The organism is Burkholderia stabilis (assembly GCF_001742165.1).
GTDB lineage: Bacteria > Pseudomonadota > Gammaproteobacteria > Burkholderiales > Burkholderiaceae > Burkholderia > Burkholderia stabilis.
In genome coordinates this window covers 3,194,800-3,211,572 of record NZ_CP016443.1, presented here as the reverse complement: position 1 = coordinate 3,211,572, position 16,773 = coordinate 3,194,800, and the positions used below count along the sequence as shown (strand labels likewise).

At 65.9% G+C, this 16,773-nt stretch carries 17 protein-coding genes; 12 read left to right on the top strand and 5 right to left on the bottom strand.

Annotated elements, in window-relative coordinates; translation table 11 throughout:
* Positions 1-166: 166 nt before the first annotated feature.
* A complete protein-coding gene (gene polA / locus BBJ41_RS32225; RefSeq protein WP_069750181.1) occupies positions 167-2,920 on the bottom strand; it encodes a DNA polymerase I in 2,754 nt (917 codons plus the stop codon).
* Between the two features lies 1 nt (position 2,921).
* Between polA and BBJ41_RS32220 the strand changes: the two genes are divergently transcribed.
* The 4 genes from BBJ41_RS32220 to BBJ41_RS32205 all read left to right on the top strand — a co-directional run bounded on the left by BBJ41_RS32220 (position 2,922) and on the right by BBJ41_RS32205 (position 6,230).
* Positions 2,922-3,680: an LOG family protein gene (locus BBJ41_RS32220; RefSeq protein ID WP_034185732.1), complete on the top strand. Its 759-nt coding sequence runs from the start codon at positions 2,922-2,924 to the stop codon at positions 3,678-3,680.
* Positions 3,681-4,071: 391 nt separating this feature from the next.
* Positions 4,072-4,371 (top strand): hypothetical protein, encoded by a 300-nt coding sequence (locus BBJ41_RS32215; RefSeq protein WP_069750180.1) that lies wholly within the window; start codon positions 4,072-4,074, stop codon positions 4,369-4,371.
* Between the two features lie 154 nt (positions 4,372-4,525).
* Positions 4,526-5,518, top strand: coding sequence for a GlxA family transcriptional regulator (locus tag BBJ41_RS32210; RefSeq protein WP_069750179.1), 993 nt, complete (start codon positions 4,526-4,528; stop codon positions 5,516-5,518).
* A 148-nt stretch (positions 5,519-5,666) separates the two neighbouring features.
* Positions 5,667-6,230, top strand: coding sequence for a tautomerase family protein (locus BBJ41_RS32205; protein WP_069750178.1), 564 nt, complete (start codon positions 5,667-5,669; stop codon positions 6,228-6,230).
* Between the two features lie 117 nt (positions 6,231-6,347).
* On the opposite strand, the gene BBJ41_RS32200 is transcribed toward BBJ41_RS32205, so the two are convergent.
* Complete coding sequence (locus tag BBJ41_RS32200) at positions 6,348-7,145, bottom strand: FkbM family methyltransferase (RefSeq protein WP_236872095.1); 798 nt, start codon at positions 7,143-7,145, stop codon at positions 6,348-6,350.
* Between the two features lie 365 nt (positions 7,146-7,510).
* A complete protein-coding gene (locus tag BBJ41_RS32195; RefSeq protein WP_069750477.1) occupies positions 7,511-9,037 on the bottom strand; it encodes an AMP nucleosidase in 1,527 nt (508 codons plus the stop codon).
* Between the two features lie 129 nt (positions 9,038-9,166).
* On the opposite strand from BBJ41_RS32195, the gene BBJ41_RS32190 reads away from it, so the two are divergent.
* From BBJ41_RS32190 to BBJ41_RS32170, 5 genes are all read left to right on the top strand, one after another.
* On the top strand, positions 9,167-9,562 hold the full coding sequence (locus BBJ41_RS32190) for a hypothetical protein (protein ID WP_069750176.1): 396 nt from the start codon (positions 9,167-9,169) through the stop codon (positions 9,560-9,562).
* Between the two features lie 101 nt (positions 9,563-9,663).
* The gene (locus BBJ41_RS32185) at positions 9,664-10,662 is read left to right on the top strand and encodes a homoserine kinase (RefSeq protein WP_069750175.1); all 999 of its coding nucleotides are present in this window, start codon (positions 9,664-9,666) and stop codon (positions 10,660-10,662) included.
* The gene (locus BBJ41_RS32180) at positions 10,653-11,462 is read left to right on the top strand and encodes a BPSS1780 family membrane protein (RefSeq protein WP_069750174.1); all 810 of its coding nucleotides are present in this window, start codon (positions 10,653-10,655) and stop codon (positions 11,460-11,462) included. The genes BBJ41_RS32185 and BBJ41_RS32180 overlap by 10 nt, the downstream gene beginning before the upstream one ends.
* A 181-nt stretch (positions 11,463-11,643) precedes the next feature.
* Positions 11,644-12,096, top strand: a complete 453-nt coding sequence (locus BBJ41_RS32175; RefSeq protein ID WP_069750173.1) for a MarR family winged helix-turn-helix transcriptional regulator — start codon at positions 11,644-11,646, stop codon at positions 12,094-12,096.
* Positions 12,097-12,251: 155 nt separating this feature from the next.
* Entirely contained in the window at positions 12,252-12,671 is a 420-nt protein-coding gene (locus tag BBJ41_RS32170; RefSeq protein ID WP_069750172.1) for an organic hydroperoxide resistance protein, read from the top strand.
* Positions 12,672-12,779: 108 nt separating this feature from the next.
* Here BBJ41_RS32170 and BBJ41_RS32165 read toward each other — a convergent pair whose 3' ends face one another.
* Positions 12,780-12,956: a DUF3563 family protein gene (locus BBJ41_RS32165; RefSeq protein WP_069750171.1), complete on the bottom strand. Its 177-nt coding sequence runs from the start codon at positions 12,954-12,956 to the stop codon at positions 12,780-12,782.
* An 81-nt stretch (positions 12,957-13,037) separates the two neighbouring features.
* On the bottom strand, positions 13,038-14,147 hold the full coding sequence (locus BBJ41_RS32160; RefSeq protein ID WP_069750170.1) for an extracellular catalytic domain type 1 short-chain-length polyhydroxyalkanoate depolymerase: 1,110 nt from the start codon (positions 14,145-14,147) through the stop codon (positions 13,038-13,040).
* Between the two features lie 257 nt (positions 14,148-14,404).
* Between BBJ41_RS32160 and BBJ41_RS32155 the strand changes: the two genes are divergently transcribed.
* The 3 genes from BBJ41_RS32155 (at position 14,405) to modB (ending at position 16,726) form a co-directional block, all read left to right on the top strand.
* A complete protein-coding gene (locus BBJ41_RS32155; protein WP_069750169.1) occupies positions 14,405-15,103 on the top strand; it encodes a phosphatase PAP2 family protein in 699 nt (232 codons plus the stop codon).
* A gap of 137 nt (positions 15,104-15,240) precedes the next feature.
* Complete coding sequence (gene modA / locus BBJ41_RS32150) at positions 15,241-16,038, top strand: molybdate ABC transporter substrate-binding protein (protein ID WP_069750168.1); 798 nt, start codon at positions 15,241-15,243, stop codon at positions 16,036-16,038.
* 10 nt (positions 16,039-16,048) lie between these two features.
* A complete protein-coding gene (gene modB, locus BBJ41_RS32145; protein WP_069750167.1) occupies positions 16,049-16,726 on the top strand; it encodes a molybdate ABC transporter permease subunit in 678 nt (225 codons plus the stop codon).
* The last annotated feature ends 47 nt before the right edge of the window (positions 16,727-16,773 follow it).

Sequence of the window (16,773 nt, the reverse complement as noted above, 5' to 3'; positions counted from 1 at the left end):
CACTTCGATGCGCCCGCCCCGGAACGCGGGGCGCGCCGCCCCTCGTCAATGACATGACCGACATGCATTGTCCGGGAGCTTGCGCGTTGACCACAAGCAAACCATCTCGATATTCAGCATCCCTGCAACAATATGCCGCAGGAATCGGGAACCGCGCAGCGGTGCGTCAGTGTGCCTCTTCCCAGTTCGCACCGGCACCCACTTCGGCGACGAGCGGCACCTTCAGCTTCGCGACGCCGCACATCATTTCCGGCAACTTTTCGCGCACGAGCGACAGTTCGCCGTCGGGCACCTCGAGCACCAGTTCATCGTGCACCTGCATGATCATCCGCGACGCGAGCCGGTCGCGCGTGAGCCAGTCGTCCACCGCGATCATCGACAGCTTGATCAGGTCGGCGGCCGTGCCCTGCATCGGCGCATTGATTGCCGCACGCTCGGCCGCCTGGCGGCGCGGACCGTTGCCGCCGTTGATCTCCGGCAGCCACAGGCGGCGGCCGAAAACGGTTTCGACGTAGCCCTTCTCCTTCGCGACCGCGCGCGTGTCTTCCATGTACTGCGCGACGCCCGGATAGCGGGCGAAATAACGGTCGATATAGAGCTTCGCCGCATCGCGCGTGATGCCGAGGTTCGACGCGAGCCCGAACGCGCTCATCCCGTAGATGAGCCCGAAGTTGATCACCTTCGCGATCCGGCGCTGGTCGGAATTGACCTCCAGCGGCGTCACGCCGAACACCTCGGCGGCCGTCGCGCGGTGGATGTCCTCGCCCTGCGAGAACGCGCGCAGCAGCGACGCGTCGCCCGAGATGTGCGCCATGATCCGCAGTTCGATCTGCGAATAATCGGCCGATACGATCCGGTGGCCCGGCGACGCGATGAACGCCTCGCGGATCCGCCGACCTTCGGCCGTGCGCACCGGAATGTTCTGAAGATTCGGATCGTTCGACGCGAGGCGGCCGGTGACCGCGACGGCCTGCGCATAGTTCGTGTGCACGCGGCCCGTCGTGGGGTTCACCATGCGCGGCAGCTTGTCGGTATAGGTCGACTTCAGCTTCGACAGCCCACGATGCTCGAGCAGAAGCTTCGGCAGCGGGTAATCTTCGGCGAGCTTCTGCAGCACCTCTTCATCGGTCGACGGCGCACCGCTCGGCGTTTTCTTCACCACCGGCAACTGCAGTTTCTCGAAGAAGATCTGCCCGATCTGCTTCGGCGAGCCGAGATTGAATTCGCCGCCGGCGAGTTCGTAGGCCTGCGCCTCGAGCTCGATCAGACGCGTCGCGATTTCCGTGCTCTGCGCCTGCAGGCGCGCGTCGTCGATCAGCACGCCCGTGCGCTCCATCTTGCGCAGCACGAGCGACACCGGCATCTCGATCTCGCGATACACGCGCTCGAGGCCCGGCTCGCGCGCGACCTGCGGATACAGCGCGTGATGAAGCTGCAGCGTGATGTCGGCATCCTCGGCCGCGTATTCGGCGGCCTGCGTGAGCGCCACTTCGTCGAAACCGATCTGCTTCGCACCCTTGCCGGCGACGTCTTCATACTTGATCGTCTTGACGCCCAGATGACGCAGCGCGAGGCTGTCCATGTCATGCGTGCGGTGCGATTCGACCACGTACGATTCGAGCAGCGTGTCGTGCTCGATGCCGTTCAGCGCGATGTCGTAATTCGCGAGCACCTGCGCGTCGTACTTCAGGTGCTGGCCGACCTTCTTGCGATCGGCCGATTCGAGCCAAGGCTTGAGGCGCGCGAGCACTTCGTCGATCGGCAGTTGCTCGGGCATGTCGGGGCCGCGGTGCGCGACCGGCAGATAGGCCGCCTTGCCCGGCTCGACCGAGAACGACAGGCCGACGAGCCGCGCGAGCATCGGGTCGAGCGCGGTCGTCTCGGTGTCGAACGCGGTCAGCTTCGCCGCGTCGATCTTCGCGAACCACGCGTCGAACTGCTCCCAGGTCTGGATCGTGTCGTATTCGCGGACGATGTCGGCCGCCACCACCGGCGCCGGCTCGCCCTCCGGCGCGTCGGCGCCGCCGCCTTCCGCGGGTGCACTGTCGACTTCGCGCAGCCACGTCTTGAAGCCGTAACGCGCGAAGATGTCGCGCATCAGATCGCGCGCTTCGCCGTCGCTCTTCAGCGACGCTTCGATCGATTCGAGATGCGGCGCGAGATCGCAGGCCGTCTCGACGGTCACGAGCGTGCGGCCGAGCGGCAGGAAATCGAGCGCGCGGCGCAGGTTGTCGCCGACCACGCCCTTGATCTCGGCCGCGTGTTCGATCACGCCATCGAGGCTGTCGTATTGCGACAGCCATTTGACGGCCGTCTTCGGCCCGCACTTCTCGACGCCCGGCACGTTGTCGACGGTGTCGCCGATCAATGCCAGGTAGTCGATGATCCGCTCGGGCGGCACGCCGAACTTCGCGATCACGCCGTCGCGGTCGAGCGTCTCGTTGGTCATCGTGTTGACGAGCGTGATGCGGTCGGTCACGAGCTGGGCGAGATCCTTGTCACCGGTCGACACGATCACGTTCATCCCGTGCCGTTCGGCTTCGCGCGCGAGCGTGCCGATCACGTCGTCGGCCTCGACGCCTTCGACCATCAGCAGCGGCCAGCCCAGCGCGCGCACCGCGCCGTGGATCGGCTCGACCTGCAATGCAAGATCGGGCGGCATCGATGGGCGGTTTGCCTTATAGTCGGCATAAAGGTCGTCGCGGAACGTCTTGCCCTTTGCATCGAACACGCAAGCGCTATACTCTGCACTGACTTCCTTGCGCATACGGCGCAGCATGTTGATGATTCCGTAGAGCGCTCCGGTCGGCTCCCCGCCAGGGCCACGCAAATCAGGCATCGCATGGTAAGCCCGATACAGATAGCTCGAACCGTCAACCAATAGCAGGGTCTTACCTTCCAGATTTCGTTCTTCAGGCATTATGAACAAGAGAAAAGTGATTCCGAGTCTGCGTTCGCTCGCAGATCAAGAACGTGCGACGGCCAAGAAGGCGCGCGCATCGTGGCAGATGTTCACGATTATGGCAGAGTTTATCGAGGCGACCGAGTACCTGTCGGAGATCCGCCCGGCTGTCAGCATCTACGGTTCTGCCCGCCTCAAACCCGATACGCCGCACTACAAGCTCGCCGTGCAGATCGCGCGCAAGCTTTCCGATGCAGGCTTCGCCGTGATCTCCGGCGGCGGCCCCGGCATCATGGAAGCCGCGAACAAGGGCGCGCACGCCGGCAAGGCGCCGTCGGTCGGCCTGAACATCGAGCTACCGCACGAGCAGGCCGGCAACCACTACCAGGACATCTCGCTGCGCTTCCGCCACTTCTTCACGCGCAAGGTCACGTTCGTGAAGAATTCGGATGCGGTCATCGTGATGCCGGGCGGCTTCGGCACGCTCGACGAACTGTCCGAAGTGCTCACGCTGATCCAGACGAAAAAGTCGCGCCTCGTGCCGATCATTCTCGTCGGCAGCGAGTTCTGGAAGGGGCTGCTGCAATGGTTCCGCGACCAGTTGATCCCGATGGGCCTCATCAATCCGGACGACATGGATCTGATGCAGGTGATCGACGATCCCGACCAGGTACTCGACGCGGTACTCGCGTTCTACGAGGATAGCGGCGAGGAAGAAGGCTCGGACGATGACGGCCATCCGCCGCGCCCCGAAGAAGACCGGATGTTCTATCTGTAACCCGCCCGCGGCAATTGCCGGCCCGACGGCCGGCATACCGCTACCCGCGCGGCAGGCATGGCGAACCCGCCAGCTGCCGCGCGTCACTTTGTAACGCGCCGTTAATCCCGCTACGCGGCCACACGCCGTCGAATGTCAAATCCGTGAAGCCGGCGCCGCGCGATGCGGCATGACCGCCCAAGCGCGCAGCCAGCCATTGTCAAATGGCGCGGCCCGACGCCCGCCTCAAAGGCTCGCCGCCCGCCAATCCGCCGTAACAAACACACCTCGCCTTTTCCGTCGCGCGATCGCACACTGCATGTGTCGGCGTGGCGTTCCCCCCGGTGGAACGGTCCCCCTCGCTTCCATCGCGTCGCGCCGGCCTCTTCACAACGACATCACGGAAAAGAACATGCAACGCTCGCTGATCGCCCTCGCCTTCGCCGGCCTCGGCCTTTCGCTGTCCGGCCTCGCTCATGCCGTCAACGTCGACGTCAACATCGGCACGCCCGCACCGGTCATCGTCGCGCCCGCGCCCGTCGTGGTCGCCCCTGCGCCCGCGGTCATCGTCGGCTGGCATGGCGACCGCTACTGGGACGGCCGCCGCTACTGGGAACGCCGTGAGTGGGAAGATCACCAGCGTCATTACCGCCATGACGATCGTCGCGGCTACCACTGCCCGCCGGGACACGCGAAAAAGGGTGAGTGCTGAGCGATACCGCACCGCCACTCAGCACGCAAGGCCGCCCGCGCGCTTCGGCGCCGGGCGGCTTTTTATCGTGGTTCGTCGATGTCGCAAACGACCGGCCAGCCGGCATGACACCGAGTGGTAGCATTGCCCTCATACGAGGCCAATCCCGCCACTCATGCCGCTCATCCGAATCTGGGCCGTCGAACATGCCCTTGCGTCCGGCATCGCCGCGCCGACCGACATCCTCACGGCGGCCAACCGTCTTGCGCCGACGCTGCCGCAGGGGCGCACAGCCGCCCCCTTTCGCTGGCGCGTCGAATCGATCGGCGGACGCCCCGTACGCACGGCCTCCGGCCAGGTCATTCCGGTCGATGGCGCGATCGACGGCGGCAGCACAGCCGACGCGATCTGGCTGACAGGCCCGTTCGTCTCGGATCTCGACCGGCTGCTCGACCGCCCCGCATCGCTCGCGCCGCTGCTCGACGCGCTGCGCCGGCAACACGCGCGCGGCACGCTGATCGCAACATACTGCACCGGCGCATTCCTGCTCGCGGAAGCCGGGCTGCTCGACGGCCGCGTCGCCACGACGCACTGGTCGAAAGCATCGAGCTTCCGGGCGCGCTATCCGGACGTGGCGCTGCGCGCGTCGGACGTACTGACCGAACAGGACGGCATATTGTGCGGCGGCGCCGTCACGTCGTACCAGAATCTTGCGCTGCGGGTCGTCGACAAGCTGGCCAACGCGCGGCTTGCCGCGTCCGTCGCCAGGCTCATGCTGATCGACATACATCGCGTGTCGCAGGATTCGTTCATCGACCTCGACCGGATGGGCCATGACGGGCACGACGATCCCGCCATTGCGCGCGCACAACGCTGGATGGAAAAGCACCTGCGCGAACCGTTCAGCCTCGCCCGGTTGAGCGAACACGTCGCAATGAGCGAACGCACGCTCCATCGCCGCTTCAGGGACGCGGTGGGTGCACCGCCGCTCAGATATCTGCAAACGCTCAGGATCGAAGTCGCCAAGCGACTGCTCGCGGAAACGAAGCTCGCGATCGACGCGGTATGCGAGCGCGTCGGCTATGCGGATATCAGCGGTTTCAGGCAACTGTTCAAGCGCGAGACCGGCATCTCTCCCGGCGAATATCGCCGTCGCTTCACGCGCTAGCCGCGCGATGCCGATATCGGCGTGATGTCGGGGATGGCATCGCTGAATGGCAGTTTCGCCACTTCGCGCATCGAGGTGCGGTTCATACACTGGATTCACGTCGCCCGGAACCGGCGCGACGCCGTCTCCACCGAACCAGGACACCATCATGCCGATGATCGACGTCTATATCCCCGAAGGGGCGCTCGCCCCGCCTGCCGAAGCGCAATTGATGAACGCGCTGACCGACACGCTGATCCGCCACGAGGGACTCGATCCCGACAATCCACGTGTGCGGGACGTGACATGGATCTTCGTTCATCGGCCGGCCGCCGTGTATCGCGCCGGCGCCGTTGCGCCAGCACCGATCTACCGGATCGTGCCGACCGTCCCGGAAGGACAGTACACGGACGCCGCACGCGCCGGACTGATCGCCGACGTGACCGCCGCCGTCGCACGTGCGGAAGGCGTGCCGGTCGACGCCGTCGCGACGCGCGTGTGGGTCTTTCCATCGGAAATCGACGACGGTTGCTGGGGCAGCCGTGGCGTCGTGCGCCGTCTGCCGGACATCATGGAGTATTTCGGCGGAGCGGCGCTGCGCACGCTCGGCGAACAGCGTCTGGCGATCAAGCGGCGCGCGGATGCGAGCCGAATCGTCGATGCGATGCGCGATTCGATTCGGGAGACGGATCGGAACGCGTCGCGCGAACCGGCCGCCGTGGCCGACCGCTAACGCTGTTTCGTCGCAACATGCGCGCGGCGGGAGGTAGAAAGTCGCGCGCCAGTTCGCGGTCTCGGCGCATGACGCGCGCCGGGACCGCTTCCATCGCCCTGCCTTTTTGTGCGCCGCTTACGCCGGAACGAAGCGAACGCGACGCCATGCGTCCGGATCATGACAGACACCTGCGTTGTCCGGACTGACCTCGAGCAGCCCTTGCATCTCGCCGCGCTCGCCCGGGACACAAATCAAGTCGAACGACCACATTCCCTCGAACACGTTTTCCGGGTTGCCGCGGAAGTTGAGGCGATTGAACAACGGGGTGATGAAATACCAGACGCGATAGCCGAGGGACGCAAAAAATTCGAGAAACGACTTCGAGCTATCACCGGTGTAGTGGTTCATGTATTCGAGATAGACAATCGGCCGGTGTACTCGAATCGTTTCCTGAGCCCCACGAATAACTTGCGCTTCGAACCCTTCCACATCTGCCTTCAGGAAATCGAGCCTCGGCAGCCGAAGCGAATCGATGGCTCGCAGCAATACGGGCTCCGTCACGGAAGCACGCATCAGCAATGACGAGCCGCCGAAATTGTTCGGTAACCGCGGATCGACGACCGGAAACTCGACAGTCTCGTCCGCATCGCCAACTGCATACTGCGAGGCGCGCACGTTCAACCGCTCGTTCAACGCGAGATTCGCGCTCAACAACTGAAAAGTATGCCGCTGCGGCTCGAACGCGAAGACGGTGCCACTATCGCCGACTGCCTTCGACAACATGACGGTATGCGAACCGATGTTCGCCCCCGCCTCGACGACCGTATCGCCCTCCCGAATCATCTGCGCAAACAAGGCAGACTCCGGCTCGGACCATTCGCCGTATAGCAGCAGGCTGCGGCCGACGAACTCGTCGTTCGAGTTAAACAGCATCGTGCCGTACCGACACGTCCGACTCGCGTACAGTGACATTGCAACCCCGCCCGTCATGGTTATTCCTGGCTGCGACTATCGTGTCGAGCATGCCGAAACCGGTCGGGCTCCGAGCCCGGCATCAAACTGACGTCATCAGTCTTCGCCAGGCCCGGGATCCGACGTTACCGCTATTCATTCGATGGTGTAGCCACGGCAGACGGGACGGAGGTCACCGCACCGGGCGATACGCCGAACTGCTCGATCGCTCGCGTCCGCGCAACCGCCTCGTTCGCAGCTTCGAACCGGAAACACGCGTTCGTGGCATTGAGCCGCGCACTCCGCATCGGAGCCTGCCCCGCCCCATCCTTACCGGATAAGGCGTTTCACTGGAACGCCACTTCCGCGAAACTGCGCAGCTTGCGGCTGTGCAGCTTGTCGAGCCCGTTCGTGCGCAGGATCTCCATCGCCTTCACGCCGATCTGCAAATGCTGATCGACCTGCCCGCGATAGAACGTGTCGGCCATGCCCGGCAGCTTCAGCTCTCCGTGCAGCGGCTTGTCCGATACGCACAGCAGCGTGCCGTACGGCACGCGGAAGCGGAAGCCGTTCGCGGCGATCGTCGCGCTTTCCATGTCGAGCGCGATCGCGCGGCTCTGCGACAGCCGTTGCACGGGCTCGCGGTGATCGCGCAGCTCCCAGTTGCGGTTGTCGACGCTCGCGACCGTGCCCGTGCGCATCACGCGCTTCAGTTCGACGCCTTCGAGCCGCGTGACGTCGGCCACCGCGCGCTCGAGCGCGAGCTGCACTTCGGCGAGCGCCGGAATTGGCACCCACAGCGGCAAATCGGCGTCGAGCACGTGATCCTCGCGCACGTAACCGTGCGCGAGCACGTAGTCGCCGAGGCGCTGCGTGTTGCGCAGCCCCGCGCAGTGACCGAGCATCACCCATGCATGCGGGCGCAGCACCGCGATGTGATCGGTGATCGTCTTCGCGTTCGACGGACCGACGCCGATGTTGACCATCGTGATCCCGCTGCCGTCCGCGCGCTTCAGGTGATACGCGGGCATCTGCGGCAGGCGCGGCGGCGCGGCACCCTCGACCGGCTCGCTGCCGAGATTCGCGTTGTACGTGACGACATCGCCCGGCTCGACGAACGAACTGTACTGGCTGCGGTACGCCCGCACCTCGGGATCGTCGCTCTCCATCATCATCGTGCGGCCGAGCTTCACGAACTCGTCGATGTAGAACTGGTAGTTCGTGTAGAGCACGTAGTTCTGGAAATGCGTGGGCGACGTCGCGGTGTAGTGACGCAGCCGGTGCAGCGAAAAGTCGACGCGCGCGGCCGTGAACAGCGCGAGCGGATGCGGCTCGCCCGGCGCCGGCTCGAACGTGCCGTTGACGATGCGGTCGTCGAGATACGACAGGTCGGGCGTGTCGAAGATGTCGCGCATCGCGAGCAGGCGGTCGCGATCGAGCTCGCCCTCGAGATGGATGCCTTCGGGAAACGCGAAATGGATCGGAATCGGCTGCGACGACACGCCGATCTCGATCTTCACATGGTGGTTCTTCGACAGCAGGCGCAGTTGCTCGCGATAGTAGTTCGCGAAGAGATCGGGACGCGTGACCGTCGTCTCGAACACGCCGGGACCCGCGACGAAACCGTACGAGCGGCGCGAATCGACGTGCGTGTTGACGTCGGTACGGATCCGCACGAACGGATAGCACGCGCGTACGTGCTCGGTGATCGGTTCGTGGCGGCGATAGCGCGCGAATGCGTCGCGCAGGAAGCCCGTATTCGTGTCGTAAATGGCGGACAGCCGCGCGACGGCGGCGATCGGATCGTCGAAAGCCTCGATCGACGGGCTTTCGGGCGTCAGCACACGGTGCCGGCGGCTCAAATCGTTCTTCATTTTCATCACCTCGTCTGATCCGACGACATTACCACGGAACCCGGTCACCCTCGTGGCCGCCCGTCCGCACGCGAGGGCCGGATGGTGCGCAGTATTTGCTAAAATCCGTAGGTTCACTGGAGACTCATCATGAAGCCGCTCATTCTCGTCGTCGCTGCTGCCGCGTTTGCCGCCGCCAGCGTCGCTTACGCCGCCGGCGCCACGCCTGACGCCGACGCGCAGGCCCGGGCCGAGGCCAACGAAGCCGCCGGCCTGCCCGATCTCCGTAAAATCAACCGGCCGGGCGCCGAAGTCTCGTCGAAAGTCGACTTCGACGACATCCGCCGCACGCCGAGCTTCCATGAAAAGAGCAAGAACGGCACCGAGGTCACCGAATACCGCGACCGCGGCAAGCCGGTCGAAATCGACGTGAAGTCGAACTTCGGCACGCGCTACCAGATGAGCTCGACACCCGATACCTCGCCGAAGCCGCACGACGCGGGCATCCCGATCACGCGCCTGCCGTCGCTGAACCTGCGCTACTGATTTCCTGGCGCGGCGCGTCGATCGCGCCGCGCCGCCCCCCTTCACCCGCTGTCGCGATGCACGCCGCACGCGTGCCGACAACCTGACCAGACGCATCCCGCATGGCCGTTTTCACTGCTGTTTCCGACTCCGATCTCGCGCAATGGATGCGCCACTACGAACTGGGCGACGTGCTTGCGTTCCGCGGCATTCCGTCCGGTATCGAAAACAGCAATTTCTTCCTGACGACGACGCGCGGCGAGTACGTCCTCACGATCTTCGAAAAGCTGACGGCGCAACAGCTGCCCTTCTACCTCGACCTGATGCGCCATCTGGCCGGCCACGGCGTGCCGGTGCCGGACCCGATCCCGCGTGACGACGGCGCGCTGTTCGGCGAGCTGCACGGCAAGCCGGCCGCGATCGTCACGAAGCTCGACGGCGCGGCCGAACTCGCGCCGGGGGTCGAACACTGCATCGAGGTCGGGCAGATGCTCGCGCGCATGCACCTCGCGGGGCGCGACTATCCGCGCAACCAGCCGAACCTGCGCAGCCTGCCGTGGTGGCAGGAGAACGTCCCGGCGATCCTGCCGTTCATCTCCGACGCGCAACGCGCGCTGCTCGAAGGCGAGCTCGCGCACCAGGCGAGCTTCTTCGCGTCGGACGACTACGCGGCGCTGCCGGCCGGCCCATGCCATTGCGACCTGTTCCGCGACAACGTGCTGTTCGCGCACGCGGCGCCCGGCACCGGCCACGACGTGCGGCTCGGCGGGTTCTTCGATTTCTATTTCGCCGGCTGCGACAAGTGGCTGTTCGACGTCGCGGTGACCGTCAACGACTGGTGCGTCGACCTTGCCACCGGCGTGCTCGACGTCGCGCGCGCCGATGCGCTGCTGCGCGCCTACCAGACCGTGCGGCCGTTCACGGCCGAGGAACGCCGCCACTGGAGCGACATGCTGCGCGCGGGCGCGTACCGCTTCTGGGTGTCGCGCCTATACGACTTCCACCTGCCGCGCGCGGCCGAGATGCTCAAGCCGCACGACCCCGGTCATTTCGAACGCATCCTGCGCGAGCGTATCGCCCACACGCCCGCGCTTCCCGAGATCCAAACCGCATGCAACTGATCGAAGTGCCCGCCAAAACGGGCTATGTCTGGTTCCGTCAAGGCATCTGGCTGTTCCGCCGGAACCCGCTCGCGTTCATCACGCTGTTCTTCACCTACCTGCTGGCGATCACGCTGGTGTCGATGGTGCCCATAGTCGGCTCGGCGCTGCCGCTGGTGTTCATTCCCGGCATCGCGGTCGGCTTCATGGCCGCGTGTCGCGACACGGTGGCCGGCAAGCCCGTGATGCCGACGATCCTGATCGACGGGTTCCGCTCGTACGGCACCATTGCGACCCAGCGGCTGCTCGTGCTCGGCGTGATCTACGTCGCATCGATGGTGCTCGTGTTCGCCGCTTCGTCCTTCGTGGACGGCGGCGCGCTGTTCCACGTGATGATGGGCGCGGCCGACGAAGCGAGCACGACGCCGGAAGCGCTCGCCGCGCAAGGCACGCTCGGCGCGCTGTTCTTCGCGACGCTGCTCTATCTGCCGGTCGCGATGCTGTTCTGGTTCGCGCCGGTGCTCGTCGCGTGGCATGACGTCCCGCCCGCCAAGGCGCTGTTCTTCAGCGTCGTCAGCTGCTGGCGCAATCGCGGCGCGTTCGTCGTGTACGGCGTGCTGTGGTTCAGCGTTGCGCTCGGCACGTCGCTCGCGCTGTCGCTGCTGCTGCAGGCGCTCGGCGCCGGCGCCTATGCGCTGACGATCATGATGCCGGTGACGATCCTCATCGTGACGATGCTGTACTGCTCGTTCTACGCGACCTATCGCGGTTGCTTCGGCGTGCAGGAGCCGGGCGCGACGACGACCACGTCGGGCCGCTGAACCTGCCACGGCCGGCGCGCATCGCCGGCCGTCACGCTGCTCCCCGCGCCGGATTGTATCCCGGCGCCCCTCTCGATCGTCCCCCGTTTCCCGCCCCCCGCCGCCCCTGTTCAACCTGATCTTTTGCGCGCAAAATAATTTGCGTACAAATTGTTAGCGCGTCCGTCGCGCCCTCCGAATCATGGACCGCCTGCCCCCGCTGCCCCAGACGCTCGACGAGCAACTGTGCTTCGCGCTCTACTCGACTTCGCACGCGATGACGAAAGCGTACAAGCCGCTGCTCGACAAGCTGTCGCTGACCTATCCTCAATATCTCGCCATGCTCGTGCTGTGGGAGCGCGACGACATCGCAGTGAAGGACATCGCCGCGCGGCTCGACCTCGACCCGGCCACGGTCACGCCGCTGCTCAAGCGGCTGGAAGCGCTCGGTTATGTCGAACGCGTGCGCAGCGCAGCCGACGAGCGGGTCGTGAACGTGCGCGTGACGCCTGAAGGCCGTACGCTGAAGGAGCGCGCGCGCTCGGTGCCCGCCGATCTCTTTTGCGCGATGCAGCAAACACCCGAGTTCCTGATCCGGCTGCGCGCCGATCTCCAGCAGTTGCGCGACACGCTGTCGGCCGCCAACGAACGCTGACGAGACCAGCGTGAACAACCGGCCCGGCACTGCCGGGTTTTTCTTTAAAATTTCATTTGCACACTAATGATTTGTGTTCTATATTTTATCCGTGGCCAGCGACATCCCGTTCGACCCGGCCGCTTTTCTCCCCTTTTCCCGACAGGAGCTGCACGATGAACATTCTGTACAAGACCAGCGCTACGAGCACGGGCGGCCGCGACGGCCGCGCAGTATCCGCCGACAACAAGCTGGAAGTGAAGCTGGCCGCGCCGCGCGAACTCGGCGGCACGGGCGCGGAAGGCACGAATCCGGAGCAACTGTTTGCCGCGGGTTACTCGGCCTGTTTCCTGAGCGCGATGAAATTCGTCGCCGGCCAGAACAAGCAGGCGCTGCCGGCCGATACGCAGGTCACGGCGGAAGTGGGCATCGGCCCGAACGACGCAGGCGGTTTCGGGCTGGACGTCGAGCTGCGCGTGTCGCTGCCGGGGCTCGACAAGGCGGACGCGCAAGCGCTGGTCGAAAAGGCGCACCACGTGTGCCCGTATTCGAACGCCACGCGCAACAACGTGCCGGTGCGCCTGATGGTCATCTGACCCGACGCGGGACGACACATGCAAAAAGGGCGCGTGCGGCATGAAGCCGCACGCGCCCTTTTGCGTGATTCGTCGCAACGGCGGGCCGCCAGGCCCGCCCTGTACTGCTTAGCGCGAGCCGAACGAATACGGACGGCTCATCGCCGCTTCGCGATCGATCTTGCGCATACGGAATTCGAGATCGTAGATGTCGGTCGCTTCGGACAGGTACGCCTCGGCGCGCTCTTTCGCGGCCTTTTCAGCGTTCTTGGTCAACATCAGGAAGAGGTGGCTCAGCAGGTACATGGTCGATCTCGCAATCCAAAGGTTCTTTGACTAGGGTTTTCCCGAATTATAGGGAAAACCCTAGTCTTTGGCCAGCGTCGATCAGACGATGCGTCGTTCGGTCGCCACAGTGCGGCGACGTGCTTCGAAAAAGTCCCAGATCATCGCGCTCGCATCGGGACCGACGGCCGCATGAAACGGCACGGCCTCATCGCCGCCGGACCACGCATGATCGAGCCCTTTCACATGGCAGAGCCGCACGACCGGTTCGCCGTCGCGGCAGACATCGGTGATCTGTGCGCCCGCCTCGCGCGTCTCGACCCGTTCGCCGCCGCGCAACGCGCCGCGGCTGTCGGCCAGCCCGTTCAGGCGCATGAACTGCACCGTCAGCTGGTCGGCGTTCTTCGGCGCGACGACGTGGTCGCCGTCGCCCTGGACGATCAGCGCGGGCATGCCCGGATAGGCGCCGGCATCGACCAGCGCATCCACGGCCGCGGCCGGATTCTGCCGCACGCCGCGCCGCATCACGTCCATCGCGGCGATACCGGAATTCGCCTCGCCGAGCGCGGGCCCCGAGTGCAGCGCCACCGCCGCGAAACGGTCGGGATGGTGCAGCGCAAGAAGCGCCGCAAGGCCCGCACCGGCCGACAGCCCCGCGACGTAGACGCGCGACGCGTCGAAGCCGTGTTCGTCGACGAGCGCATCGACCAGCGACGCCACCGCGTTAGCCTCGCCGCGGCCCGCGCGGTCGGTGTCTTCATACCAGTGCCAGCAGCCGTGCGCGTGCGCGCGCAGCGACTGCTCCGGATACAGCACCGCGAAGCCGTGCTTGTCGGCCAGCAGGTTCATCCGCGTGCCCTGCACGAATTCGTCGACGGATTGCTGGCAGCCATGCAGCATCACGACGAGCGGCATCGCGCCGCGCCGGCGTCCGGGCGGCACGTAGAGGCCGTATGCGAGATTCTGGACGAGACGCCCGAGCGCGGGCGCCATCGGATGCTCGCCGCGCGTCCACTCGCCCGCCGCCCACGCAGCCGCGCGCGGGCGCACGCGGGATTCGCGCGGCGGGGACAGATCGACTGCAGCAGGAGACGCGGCGGCCTCGAGTGCGTCGCGGGTGATGCGCTGCGCATCGCGCGCCGCGCGTTTGGCAGCCGGAGACAGCATGCGTTTCACGCCGCCCAGCCACACCTTGGTCAGACTTTTGGTCATCGATCGGGCTCGCAATCAGGAAAAATGGGGGCGCCATGTGGGCGCCACAACGGATGCATCGTTCGACTTTGTGCAATGCACCATAACATTGTTTCTGGGATTTTTCCTGCGCGCGGATAGTTCCCGGCGACGCAAAAAACGGGCCTCGTACACCTGCGGCGCTATACTGGGGTTTAGCCGCTTGTATCCGTTGTAGTCGTTCTTCCCGGCTCGCGCGTTGATTTAAGCATCCTCCCGCCTCCGTTCGTCCCTTCCCGATGTTCGACCTGTCGTCTCACCTGTGGATCATGATCACCGCCTTCGGCGGCGCCGGCCTGACTTTGCCGCTCGCGATCACGATCGCCGTCTGGCTTGCGCTCGGCTACTCGTGGCAGCGCGCGCTCGCGTGGCTGGGCGTGCTTGCCGCCGCGATCGGCGTGGTCGCGCTCACGAAGATCGCGTTCCTCGGCTGGGGCATCGGCATCCGCGCGTGGGATTTCACGGGGTTCAGCGGCCACGCGATGCTGTCGACGTCGGTCTATCCGGTCGCGATATTCCTGATGCTGATCCGCATGCGCACGCCGGTGCGGATCGCCGGCATCGCGCTCGGGCTCGCGGCCGGCATCGCGGTCGGCGTGTCGCGCGTCGCGCTCGACGCGCATTCGCCGTCCGAATCGATCACCGGCTGCATCGTCGGCGCGATCGCCGCGCTCGCGTTCATCGCCGGCTCGTGGCGTGCGGTGCCGCACCGCTGGTCGGTGCCCGCGGTCGTCGCGAGCCTCGCGCTCGTCACCGTCGCGCTGCACGGCATCACGGTGCCGTCGCATCGCTGGGTCACCAAGGTCGCGCTGCAACTGTCGGGACACGAGCGCCCGTTCGTCCGCGCGCGCTGGAAGGCCAATCCGAACTACCACCCCGCATCGCAGCCGTCGTCGCTGCAGCGCACCGAATCGTCGCTGCACACGCTCCGCACGTGACGGGCCGCGCGGCCCTCACGCCCGCCTTTCTTCAGGTCTGACCATTTCATGCGCGCCGTCGCATGAACGGTATGTCGAGCGTTATAACCCGCCCTATATTACGATTACGTTTTCCACCCATTAAAAACGAATCCACCATGCGCTCACCCGTCCGTCCGCTTCGCCGCACCCTGCTCCGCCTGCTGCCGATCGCCACGCTTGCCGCCGGCGTCGTGTTCAGCGCGCCCGCTTCCGCCGCCGACGAACTGGTCGTATCGGCCGCCGCCAGCCTGACGAACGCGTTCAAGGCCGTCGGCGACGCGTACGAGAAGCAGCATCCGGACACCAAGGTGCTGTTCAACTTCGGCGCGTCGGACGTGCTGATGCAGCAGATCGCCAAGGGCGCGCCGGCCGACGTGTTCGCCTCGGCCGACCAGAAGGCGATGGATCGCGCGGCCGACGAAAAGGTGATCGCGCCCGGTACGCGCCGCGATTTCGCCGCGAACTCGCTCGTGCTGATCGTGCCGGCGGACAGCCACGCGGCCGCCCCGACGTCGCTGAACGACCTGACGGCGCCCGGCGTGAAGCGGATCGCGTACGGCGACCCGGCCTCGGTGCCGGTCGGCCGCTACACGGAAGGCGCACTGCGCGCGGCCGGCGTGTGGGACGCCGTCAGTGCAAAGGGCGTGCTGGCCGCCAACGTGCGCCAGAGCCTCGACTACGTCACGCGCGGCGAAGTCGACGCGGGCTTCGTGTTCGGCACCGACGCCGCGATCATGCCGGGCCGCGTGAAGGTCGCGCTGACGGTGCCGACGAAGACGGCCATCACCTATCCGATCGCCGTGGTCAAGGACAGCCGCCACGCCGCGCAGGCGCAGTCGTTCATCGACTTCGTCGCGTCGCCGCAGGGCCAAGCCGTGCTGTCGACGTTCGGCTTCAAGCCCGCGGGCAAGTGAGCGCATCGCGATGCAAGACGTCTGGGTACCGCTGCTGTTGTCGCTGAAGGTTGCCGGCTGGGCGACCGCGCTCGACATCGTGCTCGGCGTCGCCGCCGCGTTCGTGCTCGCGCGCTGGCGCTCGCCGCTGCGCGACGTCGTCGATTCGCTGCTGACGCTGCCGCTCGTACTGCCGCCGACGGTACTCGGCTATTACCTGCTCGTGCTGCTCGGCCGGCGCGGCGTGTTCGGCGCCTGGCTCGACAGGCTCGGCATCGAGCTCGTCTTCACGTGGCAGGGCGCGGTGATCGCGTCGATGGTCGTCGCGTTTCCGCTGATCCTCAAATCAGCGCGGGCCGCGTTCGAAGGCGTCGATCCGCACCTCGAACGCGCCGCGCGCACGCTCGGGCTCGGCGAAGTCGCAGTGTTCTTCCGCGTGACGCTGCCGCTCGCCACGCGCGGCATCCTCGCGGGTGCGCTGCTCGCGTTCGCGCGCGCGCTCGGCGAGTTCGGCGCGACGCTGATGATCGCGGGCAACCTGCCCGGCCGCACGCAGACGCTGTCGGTCGCGATCTACGCGGCCGTGCAGGCCGGCGACGACAACACGGCCAACTTCCTCGTGCTGATCACGTCGATCACCTGCGTGCTCGTGCTGCTCGCAACCGGCTGGCTCGTGCCGTCGCGCGCCGGGCGGAGTCAACTGACATGAAGCGCCTGTCTCATTCGTATCGTCCGGCGGCCGGGTTGCCTCGACGG

Coding starts and splice junctions, on each gene's coding strand:
- BBJ41_RS32195 (WP_069750477.1), bottom strand. CDS start 9,037: ATGAAGAACGATTTGAGCCGCCGGCACCGTGTGCTGACGCCCGAAAGC.
- modB (WP_069750167.1), top strand. CDS start 16,049: ATGCAAGACGTCTGGGTACCGCTGCTGTTGTCGCTGAAGGTTGCCGGC.
- BBJ41_RS32205 (WP_069750178.1), top strand. CDS start 5,667: ATGCCGATGATCGACGTCTATATCCCCGAAGGGGCGCTCGCCCCGCCT.
- BBJ41_RS32215 (WP_069750180.1), top strand. CDS start 4,072: ATGCAACGCTCGCTGATCGCCCTCGCCTTCGCCGGCCTCGGCCTTTCG.
- BBJ41_RS32180 (WP_069750174.1), top strand. CDS start 10,653: ATGCAACTGATCGAAGTGCCCGCCAAAACGGGCTATGTCTGGTTCCGT.
- BBJ41_RS32220 (WP_034185732.1), top strand. CDS start 2,922: ATGAACAAGAGAAAAGTGATTCCGAGTCTGCGTTCGCTCGCAGATCAA.
- BBJ41_RS32170 (WP_069750172.1), top strand. CDS start 12,252: ATGAACATTCTGTACAAGACCAGCGCTACGAGCACGGGCGGCCGCGAC.
- BBJ41_RS32185 (WP_069750175.1), top strand. CDS start 9,664: ATGGCCGTTTTCACTGCTGTTTCCGACTCCGATCTCGCGCAATGGATG.
- BBJ41_RS32210 (WP_069750179.1), top strand. CDS start 4,526: ATGCCGCTCATCCGAATCTGGGCCGTCGAACATGCCCTTGCGTCCGGC.
- modA (WP_069750168.1), top strand. CDS start 15,241: ATGCGCTCACCCGTCCGTCCGCTTCGCCGCACCCTGCTCCGCCTGCTG.
- BBJ41_RS32160 (WP_069750170.1), bottom strand. CDS start 14,147: ATGACCAAAAGTCTGACCAAGGTGTGGCTGGGCGGCGTGAAACGCATG.
- BBJ41_RS32165 (WP_069750171.1), bottom strand. CDS start 12,956: ATGTACCTGCTGAGCCACCTCTTCCTGATGTTGACCAAGAACGCTGAA.
- polA (WP_069750181.1), bottom strand. CDS start 2,920: ATGCCTGAAGAACGAAATCTGGAAGGTAAGACCCTGCTATTGGTTGAC.
- BBJ41_RS32175 (WP_069750173.1), top strand. CDS start 11,644: ATGGACCGCCTGCCCCCGCTGCCCCAGACGCTCGACGAGCAACTGTGC.
- BBJ41_RS32200 (WP_236872095.1), bottom strand. CDS start 7,145: ATGCTGTTTAACTCGAACGACGAGTTCGTCGGCCGCAGCCTGCTGCTA.
- BBJ41_RS32155 (WP_069750169.1), top strand. CDS start 14,405: ATGTTCGACCTGTCGTCTCACCTGTGGATCATGATCACCGCCTTCGGC.
- BBJ41_RS32190 (WP_069750176.1), top strand. CDS start 9,167: ATGAAGCCGCTCATTCTCGTCGTCGCTGCTGCCGCGTTTGCCGCCGCC.